The 18,497-nt window shown below is 32.6% G+C and carries 14 protein-coding genes; 5 read left to right on the top strand and 9 right to left on the bottom strand.

Going from position 1 to position 18,497, the window contains the following annotated elements; translation table 11 throughout:
- Positions 1–65: 65 nt before the first annotated feature.
- On the bottom strand, positions 66–1,481 hold the full coding sequence (locus H0I26_RS12100) for a polysaccharide lyase family 7 protein (RefSeq protein WP_218699230.1): 1,416 nt from the start codon (positions 1,479–1,481) through the stop codon (positions 66–68).
- A gap of 361 nt (positions 1,482–1,842) precedes the next feature.
- On the opposite strand from H0I26_RS12100, the gene H0I26_RS12095 reads away from it, so the two are divergent.
- On the top strand, positions 1,843–4,017 hold the full coding sequence (locus H0I26_RS12095; RefSeq protein WP_218699228.1) for an endonuclease MutS2: 2,175 nt from the start codon (positions 1,843–1,845) through the stop codon (positions 4,015–4,017).
- 864 nt (positions 4,018–4,881) lie between these two features.
- On the top strand, positions 4,882–5,172 hold the full coding sequence (locus H0I26_RS12090) for a GIY-YIG nuclease family protein (protein ID WP_218699226.1): 291 nt from the start codon (positions 4,882–4,884) through the stop codon (positions 5,170–5,172).
- A gap of 1,533 nt (positions 5,173–6,705) precedes the next feature.
- On the opposite strand, the gene H0I26_RS12085 is transcribed toward H0I26_RS12090, so the two are convergent.
- Complete coding sequence (locus H0I26_RS12085) at positions 6,706–7,164, bottom strand: DUF962 domain-containing protein (RefSeq protein WP_218699225.1); 459 nt, start codon at positions 7,162–7,164, stop codon at positions 6,706–6,708.
- Positions 7,165–7,204: 40 nt separating this feature from the next.
- Between H0I26_RS12085 and H0I26_RS12080 the strand changes: the two genes are divergently transcribed.
- Positions 7,205–7,621, top strand: coding sequence for a thiol-disulfide oxidoreductase DCC family protein (locus tag H0I26_RS12080; RefSeq protein ID WP_218699223.1), 417 nt, complete (start codon positions 7,205–7,207; stop codon positions 7,619–7,621).
- Between the two features lie 33 nt (positions 7,622–7,654).
- Here the strand turns inward: H0I26_RS12080 and H0I26_RS12075 are convergent, their stop codons facing one another.
- The 6 genes from H0I26_RS12075 to aroC form a co-directional block, all read right to left on the bottom strand.
- Complete coding sequence (locus H0I26_RS12075) at positions 7,655–7,987, bottom strand: hypothetical protein (RefSeq protein ID WP_218699221.1); 333 nt, start codon at positions 7,985–7,987, stop codon at positions 7,655–7,657.
- A gap of 12 nt (positions 7,988–7,999) precedes the next feature.
- Positions 8,000–9,340: an RDD family protein gene (locus H0I26_RS12070; RefSeq protein ID WP_218699219.1), complete on the bottom strand. Its 1,341-nt coding sequence runs from the start codon at positions 9,338–9,340 to the stop codon at positions 8,000–8,002.
- 422 nt (positions 9,341–9,762) lie between these two features.
- Positions 9,763–10,578 carry a sulfurtransferase gene (locus H0I26_RS12065; protein WP_218699217.1) on the bottom strand — a complete coding sequence of 272 codons (816 nt, stop codon included), beginning with the start codon at positions 10,576–10,578 and terminating at the stop codon, positions 9,763–9,765.
- A 7-nt stretch (positions 10,579–10,585) separates the two neighbouring features.
- The gene (locus H0I26_RS12060) at positions 10,586–11,908 is read right to left on the bottom strand and encodes a dicarboxylate/amino acid:cation symporter (RefSeq protein ID WP_218699215.1); all 1,323 of its coding nucleotides are present in this window, start codon (positions 11,906–11,908) and stop codon (positions 10,586–10,588) included.
- A 47-nt stretch (positions 11,909–11,955) separates the two neighbouring features.
- On the bottom strand, positions 11,956–12,525 hold the full coding sequence (locus H0I26_RS12055; protein ID WP_218699213.1) for a hypothetical protein: 570 nt from the start codon (positions 12,523–12,525) through the stop codon (positions 11,956–11,958).
- Positions 12,526–12,570: 45 nt separating this feature from the next.
- The gene (gene aroC / locus H0I26_RS12050; RefSeq protein WP_101018477.1) at positions 12,571–13,632 is read right to left on the bottom strand and encodes a chorismate synthase; all 1,062 of its coding nucleotides are present in this window, start codon (positions 13,630–13,632) and stop codon (positions 12,571–12,573) included.
- 181 nt (positions 13,633–13,813) lie between these two features.
- Here aroC and H0I26_RS12045 point away from each other — a divergent pair, with 181 nt between their 5' ends.
- Both H0I26_RS12045 and H0I26_RS12040 read left to right on the top strand, forming a co-directional pair.
- The gene (locus H0I26_RS12045; RefSeq protein ID WP_218699211.1) at positions 13,814–14,656 is read left to right on the top strand and encodes a UDP-2,3-diacylglucosamine diphosphatase; all 843 of its coding nucleotides are present in this window, start codon (positions 13,814–13,816) and stop codon (positions 14,654–14,656) included.
- A gap of 61 nt (positions 14,657–14,717) precedes the next feature.
- Positions 14,718–15,563: a hypothetical protein gene (locus H0I26_RS12040; RefSeq protein ID WP_218699209.1), complete on the top strand. Its 846-nt coding sequence runs from the start codon at positions 14,718–14,720 to the stop codon at positions 15,561–15,563.
- On the opposite strand, the gene H0I26_RS12035 is transcribed toward H0I26_RS12040, so the two are convergent.
- Positions 15,564–18,452: an FAD-binding and (Fe-S)-binding domain-containing protein gene (locus H0I26_RS12035; protein ID WP_218699207.1), complete on the bottom strand. Its 2,889-nt coding sequence runs from the start codon at positions 18,450–18,452 to the stop codon at positions 15,564–15,566. It abuts the gene before it with no gap.
- Between the last annotated feature and the right edge of the window lie 45 nt (positions 18,453–18,497).

Below are 18,497 nucleotides of genomic sequence, written 5' to 3'. Positions count from 1 at the left end.
TTTAATTACATTATCTAAATCTATTTTATGAACATAGCTCACAAAATAGATTTAGATATAAGGGACTAGTTGTGAGATTTACTTAAACTATAAAACGTCACTTGTTCGTAGTCCGAACTACTTGACACCGTTTTGTTTCCAGAATATAATCCCGCTTTAAAGTACATCCAATCGTTAGCAAAATTACTATTACTCATGTTGTAAGTTGTTGATGCGATAGAGCTTCCCCCAGAATTATATAAGGTTACAGAAAGTGTGTTACCACTAACCTGAACTTTATAAGAAAATGTTTCGTTAAGTGCAATACCATTAGAAGGACTTCCAGCGCCAGTATAATCTCCTGCTTCATCACCTGTTTCGGTAACATAATTACCAATCATGTTTTTAAACACTTCATCCCCTCCGCTTGGTTCGTGTGCAAAATAAATAGCACCTTTACTATGTCCTGGTTGTTTATGGTAATATAAACGTAATGGCTCATCACCACTAGCATGTATTTGTCCTATAATGATTCTACCTACCTGAGATGTACTTCCAGAAGTTGTCGTTACTCTATTTACCTTTAAAGTTCCTTCTAAAATCCCATCTACTCCACCAGCATTATTTTCATTTGTAGAACTTGAAGAACTAAAGACCCAGTTATTTCCGTTTATACCTGAAGTAGAAATACTAGTATTTGTACCACGCAACATTTCTCTAAATTCGACTCTAGAATACGTCGAGTTTGTAGTCGTTCCTGATCCTAAAGGATAGTTTTTAAACACCATTCCTCCATCACTTCCAGTATAAAACTGGTTGCTAAGTTCATAACCGTTATTAAGTTGTGACACACTTTTCTCCGATCCAGAAGATAATGTGATTTTCCAAGTTGATAAATCAAAATTTTCAGAAGGTGCTTTATTTGGATCTAAAGACCCTGTTCCTCCTCCTCCACCTGAATCAACATCAACTGGTGTAATTTTTATCCAGTTAATATTCCATCCACTTCCTGTGGCTAATAATTTAAGTGTACTGTTCCCAGAGCTTAAAGTTACCGTTTTGGCTGTTGTCACCCAATTTTGCCATCCACCGGTAGATGCCTTATTGACATTGGACAATTTTGTACCGTCTTGGAAAAAATTAAATTTAGAGGTATTGGTACGAGACGCTACTCTAAATTCTATTTTATAACTACCAGCTGTAGATACATTTAAATCATACTCTAGATAATCGTCAGTATCAATCCAACCAACATTTTGTCCTCCTCCTGAGTCTTGTGTATTTTCGGTTTGTACACCACTCATACTATCATAATTTTCAGCTTGTATTACTACTGAAGAACTCGCTGAAACGGTAGTTCTTAGCATACTTCCTGTATTTTCAGTTTTACCTGTGGGCTCTTCTACAGGCGTTATTTCATCTGTAGAACAACTATTAATGATGAACATCAATAGTAATAATGGCAAAATAATTTGCTTGGTTTTTTTTAAAAATGGTTTCATTTGGTTGCTATTAAGGGTTAATATTATTTGGTAAACCAATCTGGTGCACCAGATTGGTTTACCAAATATAACACAAAGAACCGAATGATTTGATATTATTTTAACAAAATAAATAATAAATCGTAATTTTTTTAACAATTAATTATCAATATCGTTATTACCCTAAGTTATTGAAGCCCAACAATACACCACAACAAACCAACATAATCTTATAAAATTTAAACTAAAAAATAGTAAAAAAAAAGGGCCACTAGCTCCAAAATATCAACAGACCTAAAACTATTACTTTGTAAAATGTATTTGTTAACTTTGTTGCTAATATAATAGCTAAGAAAAACGCACTTTTTCATAGAAAAACAACATGATTAACATTCACGAAAAAACATTACAAGACTTAGAGTTTTCAACCGTATTAGAGCAAGTTAGCGAATATTGTGTGACTGCTTTAGGTAATCAAGAAACACTAAATATATTACCTTTTAGAGATAAAGAAACCTTACTTAATGCCTTGCAATTAACTAACGAATATTTATCATCTTACTATAATGATAACCGTATTCCAAACCATGGTTTTGATACGATTACTAAAGAATTACAGCTTTTAAAAATTGAAAACACTTATTTAGAAACGCATAGTCTTAAAAAACTAGTGTCTATCTCATTAACTGCCAATGAAATTGTTAAGTTTTTTAAAAAATTTGAAACGTATTATCCAAGTTTACATCAACACAGCTTACAAATAGAAGTGACTACAGCCATTATTGAAAAAGTGGATAGTGTCGTGGATCGCTTTGGTGATGTTAAAGACAATGCCTCTGCTTTACTGCAACAATTACGACAAGAGATAAACAAGTTAAAAGGCAAGATTAACTCTAGCTTTACTTCTGCTTTAAACCAATACCATAATTTAGAATATCTAGATGATATTAGAGAATCTGTAGTCGATAACAAACGTGTTCTGGCTGTTAAAGCCATGTACAGACGTAAGGTTAAAGGTGCTATTATGGGTGGAAGTAAAACAGGAAGTATTGTATATATCGAGCCTGAAACGACATTACAACATACTAGAGAACTTAATAATTTAGAATACGAACAAAGCGAAGAAGTGGTTAGAATTTTAAAGGAAGTGACCAACTACATGCGTCAATACTTACCTTTATTACATTTATACCAAGCTTTTCTAACCGAGATTGATGTAATTTCCGCGAAAGCGAAATACGCAAAATCGATGAATGCTATATTACCAGAAATCTCTGAGAAACGAGAATTATACCTTCGTGACGCATACCATCCTATACTCTATCTAAATAATTTAGAAAAAAAAGAAAAAACGTTTCCGCAAACTATTGGACTTAATGAAGACAGTCGTATAATTGTGATTTCTGGACCAAATGCTGGTGGTAAATCTATTACTTTAAAAACCGTTGGCTTATTGCAAGTGATGTTACAATCCGGATTATTAATCCCTGTGCACGAACGTAGTAAAGCCTTTTTGTTTGATCGTATCCTTAGTGATATTGGAGATAATCAATCTATCGAAAATCACCTAAGTACATATAGCTACCGGTTAAAACAGATGAATTATTTCTTGAAGAAAGTCAACAAGAATACGCTGTTTTTAATTGACGAGTTTGGTACTGGTTCTGATCCCGAATTAGGGGGTGCTTTAGCAGAAACTTTTTTAGAAGAGTTTTATGCTAGAAATGCCTACGGAATCATTACCACCCATTATGCTAACTTAAAAATGTTGGCTAACGAAAAAGAGGAAATGATTAACGCCAACATGATGTTTGACGAGCGTACTTTAGAACCCATGTACAAACTTGCCCTAGGTCAAGCCGGTAGTAGTTTTACATTTGAAGTCGCGCAGAAAAACGGAATCCCATATAGCTTAATTAACCGTTCTAAAAAGAAGATTGAACGTAGTAAAGTTCGTTTTGATGCAACGATAGCTAAACTTCAAAAACAACGTGCTAAGCTCGAAAAAACAAGTGAATCTTTAAAAGTAAACGAAAAGAAAAAACAAACGGAAGCTGATAAGTTAGAAGAGATTAATGCTAAGGTTCAGAAAAAATTAGAAAACTACCAGGAATTATACGATAGTAACCAGCGTTTGATTTATTTAGGTCAAAAGATGAATGATATTTCTGAGAAGTTTTTTAATGATAGAAAGAAAAAAGAGCTGATGGCGGAATTATTCCGTTTGGTTCAAATTGAAAATTCTAAACGTAAAAAAGTGACTGCAAAAGTCGCTAAGGCTGAAAAAGCAAAAGAGACTCAGGTAAAAAAAGAAGTCGAAAAAACAGTGGAAGTCATCCGTAAAAAGAAGAAAGACGCTAAAGAGAAAGAAAAAAACAAACCTGTTGCTCCAAAACCAATTTTAAGACTTGGAGACAGGGTCCGCATGAATGATGGTCGTGCAGTGGGGACTATTGATAAGTTTGAAAAGAATAAAGCTATTGTCAATTATGGTATGTTTACTACCAATGTAAATATTGATTCATTAGAATTAGTTGAAGCCATTAAGAAAAAATAATACCAACCATAAAGGAGTGTTACTTATTGAATAATAAAGAATAATTGACACTCCTCCAACAGTAATTACAACACACCCTATCCCATCACTTCTAGTGGTTTGCAAGGCACGAGCTAATGGTATCGAGAAGCACAGTACATTAAGAAAACACTAATAAAATAAAAGTTCTCGATACACTTCTCCTACGTCGAAGCACTCGAACTGACGTAATGTGATTACTCTTATGTATTTACTGTATTTATCACGTTCTACTCCGTTCCGTCACTTCGAGTGATTTGTGAGGCACGAGCAAATTGTATCGAGAAGCACAGTACACTAAGAAAACACTAATAAAACAAAAGTTCTCGAGACACTTCTCCTATGTCAAAACAATCGAATTGACGTAATGTGATTACTCTTATATATTTCTTCCATTTATAACGTTTTACTCCATCCCGTCACTTCGAGTGGTTTGTGAGGCACGAGCAAATTGTATCGAGAAGCACAGTACACTAAGAAAACACTAATAAAACAAAAGTTCTCGAGACACTTCTCCTATGTCAAAACAATCGAATTGACGTAATGTGATTACTCTTATATATTTCTTCCATTTATAACGTTTTACTCCATCCCGTCACTTCGAGTGATTTGTGAGGTACGAGAAAATTGCATCGAGAAGGATAGTACACTAAGAAAACACTAATAAAACAAAAGTTCTCGATACACTTCTCCTACGTCGAAGCACTGGCACTGACGTAATGTGATTACTCTTATGTGATTTCTCTACTTCACAAGTTCTATTCCGCATCATTACTTCGAATGATTTATAAACAATAGGCAAGCTGTATCGAGAAAAGATAAAATTTAAATTTCATATATTTAAAAATGAAACTGTCTTATGTGTACATATTAAAATGTTCTGATAATACCTATTACACAGGTATTACTTCAAATTTAAACAATAGATTAATTGAACATAAATATGGTAAACACCCCGAGAGTTATACGTATTCAAGAAGACCTATAAAATTGGAGTTTTATGCGAAATTTACTGATATCAATATTGCCATTTCTACTGAAAATCAAATAAAAAAATGGTCTAAATCTAAAAAATTAGCTCTGATAAATAATGAGTTTGAAAAAATTATAAATTTAGCTAAGAAGACTTTTGATTGAAGTGTGCTACTATTCTCTATATGTTCTCGATACACTTCTCCTACGTCGAAGCACTCGAACTGACGTAATGTGATTACTCTTATGTATTTACTGTATTTATCACGTTCTACTCCGTTCCGTCACTTCGAGTGATTTGTGAGGCACGAGCAAATGGTATCGAGAAGCATAGTACACTAAGAAAACAATAATTTTACTGTATTTCTAACGTTCTACTCCATCCCGTCACTTCGAGTGATTTGTGAGTTACGAGCAAATTGTATCGAGAAGCACAGTAAACTAAGAAAACAATAATTAAACAAAAGTTCTCGATACACTTCTCTTACATCGAAGCACTCGAACTGACGTAATGTGATTACTCTTTTGTATTTACTGCATTTATCACGTTCTACTCCGTTCCGTCACCTCGATTGATTTGTAAGGCACGAATAAATTATATCGAGAAGCACAGTAAACTAAGAAAACAATAATTAAACAAAAGTTCTCGATACACTTCTCTTACATCGAAGCACTCGAACTGACGTAATGTGATTACTCTTTTGTATTTACTGCATTTATCACGTTCTACTCCGTTCCGTCACCTCGATTGATTTGTAAGGCACGAATAAATTATATCGAGAAGCACAGTAAACTAAGAAAACTTTAATTAAACAAAAGTTCTCGATACACTTCTCCTACGTCGAAGCACTCGAACTGACGTAATGTGATTACTCTTATATATTTACTGTATTTATCACCTTCTAATCCGTTCCGTCACTTCCAGTGATTTGTGAGGCACGAGCAAATAGTATAGAGAAGCACAGTAAACTAAGAAAACAATAATTAAACAAAAGTTCTCGATACACTTCTCTTACATCGAAGCACTCGAACTGACGTAATGTGATTACTTTTATGTATTTACAGTATTTATCACGTTCTACTCCGTTCCGTCACCTCGATTGATTTGTAAGGCACGAGTAAATAGTATCGAGAAGCATAGTAAACTAAGAAAACACTAATAAAACAAAAGTTCTCGAGACACTTCTCTTACATCGAAGCACTCGAACTGACGTAATGTGATTACTCTTTTGTATTTACTGCATTTATCACGTTCTACTCCGTTCCGTCACCTCGATTGATTTGTGAGGCACGAGTAAATTATATCGAGAAGCACAGTACACTAAGAAAACTTTAATAAAACAAAAGTTCTCGATACACTTCTCCTACGTCGAAGCACTCGAACTGACGTAATGTGATTACTCTTATATATTTCTTCTATTTCTCACGTTTTACTCCATCCCGTCACTTCGAGTGATTTGTGAGTCACGAGCAAATTGTATCGAGAAGCACAGTACACTAAGAAAACCCTAATAAAATAAAAGTTCTCGAGACACTTCTCCTGCGTCGAAGCACTCGAACTGACGTAATGTGATTACTCTTATGTATTTACTGTATTTCTAACGTTCTACTCCGTTCCGTCACTTCGAGTGATTTGTGAGGCACGAGCAAATGGTATCGAGAAACACAGTAGATACCCAATAACGTAATTAAACTATTCTATTTTCCGAAAAGCTTATAAATAACCCAAGCTGGCCCCACCAATAAAAATTGTAAATCGTCAATAAAACTAGGTTTTTGACCTTCCACTTTATGACCGTAAAACTGTCCAATCCAAGCTACTACAAAAAGTATTATAGAAAAATATAATATAGGTACATATTGAGAAATGTAATAATTGAGCACCAAACAAAATACAGAAAATAACAACATCTGTAACCCAACTTTTACTGATAACCTAAAATAAAATAACACTAGGATAACCACCAAAACTACAAACGCCCAATTAGCAACTATAGGATGCGGTAAAAAGGAACTTAAAAAGCTTATTGGTATAGACATAAATAAGCCAACAACACTAAAAAAGATAGCAGGTACACAAATGTAATGTATGGCTATATTAGTCGGATCTTGATGACTTACAGCATAACTGTCAAACCATTGTTGTAAAGTTTTCATAATATTGATTTTTGTAAATATATTAAATTATTTTTGTGGTATGATACAGCTACCAAGCAATAAATATCTAATCCTTTTTGATGGTGTTTGTAACCTTTGCAATACCTCGGTGCTTTATGTTATCAAACATGATAAGGGCAATAAATTTATGTTTGCCCCTTTACAAAGTAATATTGGACAGCAAATTATCGCTAAATACAATTTAGATACGTCCAAAACAGACTCGATATTATTGTATTCTCCAAACAAAGGATTAAAAGTAAAATCGATAGCAGCACTACACATCGCAAAACACTTAGGATTCCCAAATAATTTGTTATCTATATTTTTAATAGTACCTGCTTTTATAAGTAATTTGGTCTATGATTTTATTGCCAAAAACAGATATAAATGGTACGGTAAAAAAGAGAGTTGTATGATTCCTACTCCCGAATTGAAAGCAAAATTTTTAGAGTAACACAACATTATTAAGTACCTAAAAACTTATTTATTACTTTAATATTTTTTTTAAGGTATTGTATGCTAGTTTTTCCATTTGATCCATTTCTCCATCTGCAAAAGCGATTAGCTTTATATCTGCAAATAAGTCTGCCAAATCATTACGATAATAATCGTGAGATTTGACACCTTCAACAATATTTTGAATACTTTGATAATCGTTATCTTCTTCAAATTTTTCATGTACACGTTGGTATACACTCTTATCAACTCTTGATAAAATATACTCTTTTTCTTTTTTACTTTCGTCTAAATCAGAATGTGCTATAAAAAGTAATATGTATGCTAATAATTCGTCTTTACTCCAAGTATTTGGTTTTTCCATGCTATTATAAATTTATAAACTTTTAACCAATTTTAATATTTTTGTATAACGTCCTTCTAGTTCTAACGAATAAATAAATCGTTGTTCTGTTAACGTGTCTTTTATTTGTAGTTTAAATATAGTCGATTGTTTTGGTTCTAGTCCAGAACCTTCAATAGAATATTTTTCTTTATTATAACTATCCGAACCAAAATAGGGAAAAGTTGTAGTAAAAAGGATGTCTTTATTATCGGTTTTTATATTTTCTATTATTATCCTTTTGTCTGTATTTGAAAGCCTAATAATAAAACCATAATCACCATTTCTTTTTTGCTCAAAAGACACATTATCTAAGTCTATGGTTGGTTCGTTTAGCGATTCAATTTTTTTAATACGAACAGCCCTTTGATGCTCTAAGAGTTTTAATCCACAATCCGAAAATTCACCATCAAAATCATAACTTTCACAAATAGCATTATTTAAATCCTGTTTACTTAATGTCACAACCTCTAGACCATTATAATATCCTCCATAGTACTGATCTGCTTTTTGTAAAGAATTTGCTAAATAAGAATCATTAATCTTATAACAATCAATTGAATCCTTACCTATAAAACCAACCTTTAAATAATGATTACTACTAAAGCGATTATTAGTTTCTGATAGTGTAATAAAATCAAACTCACTTATAGTGTTTAATTTTCTTTGGATGTCATATTTTTGATTGTTATAATTATTCTCACCGATTTTAAAATTTTCATATTTTCTTAAATATAAGGTAGCGTAGAAGAAAATAGCAAATAGACCTATAAAAAAGGGAATTATTAGCCAATACCAACTGCCGTGTTTTCCTTTTCTTGTTAATTGTACGACTGTTGTTTTAGATAACGAATCATGCCAACCTAATTGTTCTGTTAAAAAGGATAATGGATTAAAAGGCAAACGTCTAGAAAAACTTTTAGCGATTATTTGTCCCGAAGTTATTGGTTGATCTGTTAGACTAACCACTTTAGTTTGTGTTAGAAACTTTGCCGGAGTTGATTTAAAAATTAATTCAAAAACAATATAATAAAATGTTATACACACTAATAACAATAAAGTAATAACATACTGTTCTCCAATAATATTAGATAACCATCTGAGTGATTTAATCGGTAATATCATAACTAAATTAGAAGTCACCAAAATTGCAAAACAAGCATCAAAGATTAAATGAAAGACCCGTTGTGCTTTATTTGCTCGTTTTAAATTAAACTTAGTATACTCATTTAACAACCGGTATTTATATGTTTTTACTATTTCATCTTTTGTTAAAATTGAAATTACTAAATAAAAGAATAGGGTCCAAAAAGCAACGATTAATAGGTGTATCAACGTCCCAAATTCAATTTTAAGATTACGAATAGGAAAGGTTAACGCGAAAATCAAGCGCACAGCACTATTTATAAAAAATATGGAAAAACAAAATTGAAGCAAACGCTTCTCAATACCTTTGCTAAAATAATATATGATATACGACAAGACTAAAACTAGAATAAAAATAAACTCTAGTATGTTTACTCTAGAAAAATGTTCTCCAGACGTAAAATAATTAAAGATAAAGTGATTTGAATTTAAAAAATTTAAATTTATTTTATAAAAGTACTGTTGGATAGAAAAAAAAGCCCCATAAGAATTTGCATAAATCCTTTTGTATTCTAAAAAGAGAGTTATTACAATAAAAAGAGGTAGTATTAGATTTATTTTCTGTTCAAGAAAATACTTCAGTTTTTCAATTAATACTTTCATTTAGCGATTTACTTTATTAAACTACCGTATTCCGTCCACGACCCATCGTAAACACTATTGTTATAGCCTAAAATTGTTGCCGCTAAGCTTAATACAGATGCGGTTATACCTGAACCACAAGTAAATACTAGTTGCTGATTGCTTTGTGCAACGTTATCAAACAACGCTTCCCAATCTTTTTGGGGTTTAAATGTTTTACCATCTAAAAGTGCTGTAAAAGGTAAATTAACAGAATTTGGTATTGTACCAGATCGTAAACCCGCTCTAGGTTCTGCCACTTTAGAAGTAAACCTATCCTGTGACCGTGCATCTATAATTTTAAATTCTGAATCTTTTCCTATAGCGTCTAAAGACTCAAAATACACTACATTATTTGGGTTGTATTTTGCTTTAAAATCTCCAGTTAGTTTTTTGTTTTCAGTGCATTGTTCTGTTTTAAATTGATGTGTTTCCCATTCTGGTAAACCGCCATCCAAAACAGCAACATTGGCATGTCCAAACGTTTTAAATAACCACCACGCTCTGGGACTTGAATAAATACCTTTACTGTCGTAAACCACAATAAAACTAGTTTTATTTATACCTAATTCTTGAGCTAATTGCTCAAATTGAAGTTCTGATGGTATCGTACTAGGAAAATCTGCTAATACATCACTAAAATCTTTCTTTATATCAAAAAAACGGGCATTAGGTATTTGTTGTGTTTCCGAATTTGATTGTTTTCCTGCTACTCTGGTGATAGTGGCATCTAAAACCACCAAATTAGGTTGACCTAAATTAGCTTGAAGCCATTCCACAGATACTATATTATCAAATCCTTCCATAGTACTTTTATTTTACGTTTTCATAATTATCATCCCATTCTTTTGGTTTAGGATTATCATGAAGTTTACCTAAAGATTTTGCTACAATCATGGATACTGTAGCATCTCCTGTAACATTTACAACGGTTCTACACATATCTAATGGTCTATCTACAGCAAAAATTAATGCCAATCCAATTGGTAATAATTCTGGTGGAAAACCAATAGCTTCCAAAACGATAACCAACATCACCATTCCAGCACTTGGTACTGCAGCACTACCTATAGACGCTAATAAAGCGGTACCTACAATTACTAATTGATTAGTAAACGTTAATCCTTCTGGCCAAATCACTTGCATAATAAAAACAGCTGCAATACCTTGGTACAAACTGGTTCCGTCCATATTTACTGTAGCACCAACTGGTAATACAAATCCTGACACTTCTTTATCCACTCCTAAATGTTCTTCCACGCGCTCCATAGTCACTGGTAATGTTGCAGCACTACTACTTGTAGAAAATGCTAATAACTGCGCAGGACTAAACTGTTTTAGAAACCATAGAGGTGATTTTTTAGTAATGACTTTAATTAATAACATATAAAAACAAATCATTAAAAACAAACCAAAAACAACACAAGCCGCGTATCCTAAAAGTTTTACAAGTATCGTTGTGTCATCAAATGCAATAATAACATTAGCCATTAAAGCAAATACGGCATACGGGGCAAATAACATGATTAAATCAACCATTTTCATTACAACTTCATTTAAAGAATCAAAGAAATCTATTAATGGTTTGGCTTTTTTCTCTGGAATTAGTAACAAACAAATCCCTACAAATAATGCAAAGAAAATAACCTGAAGCATTGCTGGTTCTGAAAATGACTGAAAAATATTACTAGGAAAAATATCAACCAAAGCTTGTAATGGTCCCGCATCCTTAGTCACTTTAGCTTTACCAATCATTACATCGGCATTACCTTGGTACGTCAATTTTATTTTATCAATAGTTTCTTGAGGCATTCCCTCTCCTGGTTTAAAAATATTTACAATACTCAAACCTATAATAATTGCAATTACCGTTGTTCCAATATAAATTCCGATGGTACGTAACCCCATGGTTTTGATTTTAGAAATATCTTTTAAATCCGAAATTCCTTTGATCAGCGATGCTAATATTAACGGAACTGCTATCAATTTTAAAAGATTAATGAAAATTTTTCCAAAAGGAGCTATCCAATCTCCAACAAAGCCTCTACCTCCATTAACGCTATTCATTAAAAAACCGAAAAGGATTCCTAAAATCATTCCTATTATAATTTTCCAGTGTAATGCAAGTTTTTTCATATGCTCTCAATTGTCGTCCTTCTTAATAAGGACTATTTTTTAGTTGTTTAGTTCGTTTTTCTTCCTATAACCTTGTGTCGCCAGACTTCATAAAGATAACACGTTGTGTCATTTTGATCTGGATTATTAAGGGGTAAATCTATTTGTATCTTTTTAGCTTTATTGTAATCGGAAATTAAGCCAAAAGCATTTAAATCGGTTGTTAAAAATGTATTATCAAAACCACCACCATTACTTAAAGCACTCGTGTCTCCTCCAATAGTAATTAAATCATACCCAACAAAATCAAATTGTGTTGTCAAGTCTGCTTTTTCAAAATTAGGCTCTTTAACAAGGGCTAGTAAATTAAAAAATGGAATTGTTTTTACCTTTTCTAACACATAATCTAGTGTATTAAAATAAAACATAACCAAACCTTGATCGGTTACTAAATGTTCCCAATCTGCTTCCGTATCCATATCTGGCACAAATAACAACCTATTAAGATTACCATCTAAAGATACTAATTCTTTCAAATGATTAATTTCAGAAAATGATAAGTAATCCTTCCAACTAAAACCATGTTTATGATCAGCATCAAAAGTTTGTAAAGCTGTATAGTAAATCTTAGGTTTCATTTAAATAATAAAGCTATAAGTGATATTTACAGTTGTAACACTGACTTATGAATATGTTTTATTCATCAATAAATAATCTGCTAAAACTATTGCCGCCATAGCTTCCACTATTGGTACCGCTCTTGGTACAACACAAGGATCATGTCGTCCTTTTCCTTGCATCTCAACCTTTTCACCTTCATTATTTATTGTTTCTTGATTTTGCATGATGGTTGCCACAGGCTTAAACGCGACTCTAAAATAAATATCCATCCCGTTGCTTATTCCTCCCTGAATTCCTCCAGATAAGTTCGTTTTTGTGCTACCATCAATATTAAATAAATCATTATGCTCGCTACCTTTCATTTTAGCACCACAAAACCCACTTCCATACTCAAAACCTTTTACAGCATTAATGGATAGCATGGCTTTACCTAATTCGGCATGTAATTTATCAAAAACAGGCTCACCCAATCCGATAGGAACATTTTGTAACACACATGTTACTGTACCTCCGATAGTATCACCTTCTTTACGTATTTGTTTGATGCGATCTATCATTTTTTCAGCTATAGCTGAATCTGGGCAGCGCACATCATTACTTTCAATATTAGAAAAATCTAAATCTTGATACGGTTTATCAATAAAAATATCGCCTACTGAAGATGTAAAGGCATTAATTTTAACATCTTTCAGCATCTGCTTTGCAATTGCACCAGCAACTACACGACTTGCCGTTTCTCTAGCAGAACTACGTCCTCCACCTCTATAATCTCTTAATCCATATTTTTTGTCATAAACGTAATCAGCATGACTAGGTCTATAAGCATCTTTTATATGTGAATAGTCTTTTGATTTCTGATTGGCATTTTCGATAACAAAACCAATTGGCGTTCCAGTAGTAACCCCTTCAAAAACACCTGACAGCAACTTTACTTCATCTGGTTCTTTACGTTGCGTTACAATAGCAGATTGCCCTGGTTTACGTCTATTCATTTCCATTTGAATGGCATCTAAATCCAATTCTATTCCTGGAGGACATCCATCTATAATTCCTCCTATTGCGACACCATGTGACTCACCAAATGTGGTTAATTTAAATAAGTTTCCGAAGCTATTACCTGCCATACATAAAATAATTTACGCTAAAGTAATCATAAATAGTAGCCAAACAAAACTGTAGCAATTTCAACTTTAAAAATTTGGTAATGTAATCTTAACAATTACCTTATAATTAGATAATTATACCATAATGATTGAGTAACACAAAAACCTAATATTTGCACGTAATCTAGTAATACGTTTTACATTGAAATTAAAAAGAAAGGTTGAAATTGTTGTTATATCCGATGTGCACTTAGGTACTTATGGCTGTCATGCTAAACAGTTATTAACTTACTTGAGTAGTGTCGATCCTAAACACTTGATATTAAATGGTGATATTATAGACGTCTGGCAGTTTAGCAAACGATATTTTCCTAAATCCCATATGCAAGTGTTAAAAAAAATTGTGTCTTTAGCCGCTAAAGGCACAAAAGTCACTTACATTACTGGTAATCATGACGAAATGCTTCGAAAATTTACCGACTCTGAAATCGGTAATATTTCTATCGTCAATAAACTGGTTTTAGAACTAGATGGCAAAAAAGCATGGTTTTTTCATGGTGATGTGTTTGATCTTTCTATCCAAAACGCAAAATGGTTAGCTAAACTTGGCGCCTATGGTTATGATCTGCTAATATTGATTAATAGATTTATTAACTGGCTATTAGTCACACTAGGCAAAGAACGCTATTCTCTTTCTAAAAAGATAAAAAATAGTGTTAAGGGAGCTTTAAAATATATTAGTGATTTTGAAAAAACAGCCACCGATTTAGCTATTGAAAACGGTTATGACTACGTGATATGTGGGCATATACATCAACCTAAAAACGAAATAGTTGAAACAAAAAAAGGAAAAACAAACTACCTTAATTCTGGAGATTGGGTAGAAAACTTTACTGCTTTAGAGTATCAATTTAAACGTTGGAAACTGTATAGATATAGCGAAGACAAATTAAGCGCCTTTTATGCAGATGAAGAATTAAAAGATATGTCTGAACAAGAGTTAATTGCAGCGATAACAATCATGCAGCCCTTTAAAAAGACTTAATACTATCTTGAATATGTCTTATTTATTTTAGATTTTGTTTATTTGTAAAAACAATCGGAGAATGAAACCTTTAAAACTCACACTATTTTTAGCCCTTTCTATTACTATATTTAATTGTTCTGACGATGATACAAACGATAGTATCAGCGAGGAATCACAACAACAATTTAGTGGTGATTTTTTCCCATTAACGGTCAACGATTCTTGGAATTATGCTATTCTAAATACAAATAATGATACTAATGAGACTATTGCTAGTGAAGATATATTAATAGTAGACAGCGAGACCAATACAGGGTTTACATTATCCGTAAATCAAGATGGTATCGCAAATGGAACTATGAGTGGCATTTTGACAAGTGGCGAATTAACACGTACAGAAACCACACTTGCCACACATGGCGTTATAGGATTACCTATTGATGGTTTTGATTTTCAAATAGAACTAGAAAACGCATTATTATACAATACACAAGCCAATAACGGTGCCCAATTATCATTAAAATCAGGAACATTTACTCAAGATTTACAAGGATATCCAATTACTATAAATTATACTTTAACAAGTACACAATTAGAAAACTTAGACCATTTGACTGTTGATAACACTATATATGATAGTGTAACTTCTGCAAATATAAGTTTAGATTTAAATGCTACTACCCAAATTTCAGTATTTGGGATTACGCAAGAAATCTCTATAATAGACACACAAGAGGTGTTAAGTATAAATAGTTTTTATGCTAAAAATGTTGGACTGATTACAGCTGAATCAGACTCGGGGTATTCTTTAAACTCGACAACAGTATCACTTTTACAACAAGCGGGTCTTGACTTAAGCATGTTACCCACAACACTATCTGTAACCAATACCCAAATGTTAACAAGTTATAGTATTACAGAATAATTATAATAAAGCATTTTTTAAAATAGTTATAGGATGCAATGCAATACGTTGTGTTCCATCCTTAATTTGATGTCTACAACTAGTCCCATTCGCACTTATTTGTGTTGTTTCGGGCGCCTTTCTAACCGCAGGAAATAAGGTCTGCTCCCCTATTTGCATGCTTACTTTATAATGTTCTTTTTCGTAACCAAAGCTACCAGCCATACCACAACAACCACTTGGAATAATGGTTACTTTATAATTTTTAGGAAGGTTTAGCACATTAAAACTATAAATTTGATTGGATTGTGATTTTTGATGGCAATGCCCATGAAATTTAATGGTCTTTTCTTCTACAGAAAATTGATCTGATTTGATATTACCTAATGCTATTTCATTGGATAAAAACTCCTCGATTAAGTAGGTGTGTTCTGCTATCGCTTTCGCTGAAATTTTGTCGTCGACCAACCTTGGGTATTCATCTTTAAATGATAAAATAGCAGAGGGCTCAATTCCTATTAAAGGTGTGTTTTCTGAAACTAAATTTTTAAAAATAGACACATTTTTGTTAGCTACTTTTTTAGCTTGCTCCAACAACCCTTTAGATATGAATGCGCGCCCGGATTCTGCATTATTAATAAGTTCTACTTTATAATTTAATCGCGTTAATAACTGAATGGCATCTCTTCCTATCTCGGCATCTAATTGATTAGTAAATTCGTCATTAAACAAATACACTGTTTTGATTGCATTCGTTACAATTAACATATTTTCAGCATTTTTATACGCTTTAAATAAAGTAGTATTTGATAATAAAGGTAAACTTCTCTCCTTGGCAACACCTAGCGATCTTTTAATTAAAGAAGACGTTATTGTGTTAGAAAACATAAAATTAGTAATCCCTTTAAAATGTCTTCCAAAATGATTTAATTTGTCATTATAAGCAAACACTCTTGTTCTATAAGACACACCATTCTCCTTTTGATATTGGTATAAAAATTCAGCTTTCAAACTCGCAACATCCACACTACTTGGACACTCACTAGCACAAGCTTTACAACTCAAACATAAGTCAAAAACCTGCTTTAACTCCGTGTGATTAAACTTGTTTGATTTTTCCGAATTTGTCAAATATTCCCGTAATGCATTTGCTCTTGCTCTGGTTGTATCTTTTTCGTCTCTAGTCGCTCGATAACTAGGACACATTGTCCCTCCAAATTCAGGTAATTTTCTACAATCTCCAGACCCATTACATTTTTCTGCTTCACGAAGAATACCTTCTGATTTTGAAAAATCCAGAATAGTTTTAATTTCGGGTACTTTTCTATCAGTTTCATAGCGTAGATTTTTATCCATTGGAAAAGCATCTACTATCTTACCTGGATTAAATATGTTATTGGGATCAAAAGTTGATTTTATACCTTTTAATAACTGATAATTTTTATCACCTATCATCAATTTTACAAATTCACCTCTAACAATACCATCACCATGCTCTCCACTAAACGACCCCTTGTATTTTTTAACTAAATGGGCTACATCTGTTGTTATTTGTCTAAATAACTTAACATCTTCACTCTTTTTTAGATCTAAAATAGGACGCAAATGCAACTCACCTGCACCAGCATGCGCATAATACACTGCTTTTTGATTATGACCTTTCATCAAGGCTGTAAAATCTGAAATATAATTAGCCAAATCGGGCAATGCAACAGCGGTATCTTCAATACATGCCACTGCTTTTTTATCTCCAATCATATTACCAAGAAGTCCTAACCCTGCACTTCTTAAATTATTCGCTTTATCTATTTGGTCTTCAATCAAGATTGGATTTGCGTAGCTTAAAGTTTCTTTTTCAACTTCTAAAATTAAGTTAGTCGCTTTTTGATTAGCTTCTTCTAAGCTATCCCCTCTAACCTCACACATTAATATTGCTTCTGGGTCCCCTTGAATAAAATACCTATTGTCTTGTTGTGTTTTATTATGTTTAGTTAAATCTAAAATAGTTTTATCCATCATCTCACAAGTATACAAATCATGTTCCATTGCTGGTTTAACAGCATTCAAACAAGCTTCTATTGTCTTAAAATGTAGAGCAACCATTACGCGATGTTTAAGCGGTAAATCATCTAATTTTAAAGTTATTTGTGTCGTAAACGCCAATGTACCTTCACTACCTGTTAATAATCGACATAAATTAATGGAATTACTATCATACATCTCGTCAATAGCATAGCCTGTGTTTCTTCTATGTATTTCTTTTTTAGGAAAATGAGCGTTGATTTCTTTTTGTGCTTCTTCAGTGAGCACCTCCTCATGCAATTGTTTATAAATCTGACCTTCTAAAGAATCAAGGTTTAATTTCTCTTTAAATTCATCTTGAGATAAATTTTTAAAAACAACAGCGCTACCATCACTTAATATAGTATGTAGCTCCACTACTTTATCTCTAGTGACGCCATACTTAATTGAAGTGGTACCAGAAGAATTATTACCAACCATTCCACCAATCATACACCGATTAGAGGTAGACGTATTGGGTCCAAAAAATAAACCAAAAGGTTTTAGATAATTGTTTAATTGATCTCTAACAACTCCGGGTTGTACTGTAACCGTTTTATTAATCTGATCTATAGATAATATGGCGTTACAATGCTTTGATACATCCACAACGATACCATTACCTACACATTGGCCGGCAAGAGATGTACCAGCTGTTCTTGGTATTAAAGATGTATTATTGGTTTTAGCAAAAACAATTAACCTTTTAATATCCTCATTGTTTTTAGGATACGCTACAGCACTAGGAAGCATTCTATAAACAGAAGCATCTGTGGCATATATAGATTTAATTAAATCATCATGATACAATTCTCCTAATAAACTGTTTTTCAGCCTGTTTAAATCCATAATAACGTTTGTAAATGTTGTAAAAGTTAAAAAAACACGTATTTT

Origin of the sequence: Olleya sp. HaHaR_3_96 (assembly GCF_019278545.1) — a bacterium.
GTDB lineage: Bacteria > Bacteroidota > Bacteroidia > Flavobacteriales > Flavobacteriaceae > Olleya.
The sequence above is the reverse complement of the archived record's forward strand: the minus strand, read 5'-3'. Positions and strand labels throughout refer to the sequence as shown.

What these genes read in the sequence shown, in the direction of transcription:
- H0I26_RS12065 (WP_218699217.1), bottom strand. Translation starts at nt 10,578, where the DNA reads ATGGAAGGATTTGATAATATAGTATCTGTGGAATGGCTTCAAGCTAAT.
- H0I26_RS12095 (WP_218699228.1), top strand. Translation starts at nt 1,843, where the DNA reads ATGATTAACATTCACGAAAAAACATTACAAGACTTAGAGTTTTCAACC.
- H0I26_RS12090 (WP_218699226.1), top strand. Translation starts at nt 4,882, where the DNA reads ATGAAACTGTCTTATGTGTACATATTAAAATGTTCTGATAATACCTAT.
- H0I26_RS12060 (WP_218699215.1), bottom strand. Translation starts at nt 11,908, where the DNA reads ATGAAAAAACTTGCATTACACTGGAAAATTATAATAGGAATGATTTTA.
- H0I26_RS12080 (WP_218699223.1), top strand. Translation starts at nt 7,205, where the DNA reads ATGATACAGCTACCAAGCAATAAATATCTAATCCTTTTTGATGGTGTT.
- H0I26_RS12075 (WP_218699221.1), bottom strand. Translation starts at nt 7,987, where the DNA reads ATGGAAAAACCAAATACTTGGAGTAAAGACGAATTATTAGCATACATA.
- aroC (WP_101018477.1), bottom strand. Translation starts at nt 13,632, where the DNA reads ATGGCAGGTAATAGCTTCGGAAACTTATTTAAATTAACCACATTTGGT.
- H0I26_RS12035 (WP_218699207.1), bottom strand. Translation starts at nt 18,452, where the DNA reads ATGGATTTAAACAGGCTGAAAAACAGTTTATTAGGAGAATTGTATCAT.
- H0I26_RS12055 (WP_218699213.1), bottom strand. Translation starts at nt 12,525, where the DNA reads ATGAAACCTAAGATTTACTATACAGCTTTACAAACTTTTGATGCTGAT.
- H0I26_RS12100 (WP_218699230.1), bottom strand. Translation starts at nt 1,481, where the DNA reads ATGAAACCATTTTTAAAAAAAACCAAGCAAATTATTTTGCCATTATTA.
- H0I26_RS12085 (WP_218699225.1), bottom strand. Translation starts at nt 7,164, where the DNA reads ATGAAAACTTTACAACAATGGTTTGACAGTTATGCTGTAAGTCATCAA.
- H0I26_RS12040 (WP_218699209.1), top strand. Translation starts at nt 14,718, where the DNA reads ATGAAACCTTTAAAACTCACACTATTTTTAGCCCTTTCTATTACTATA.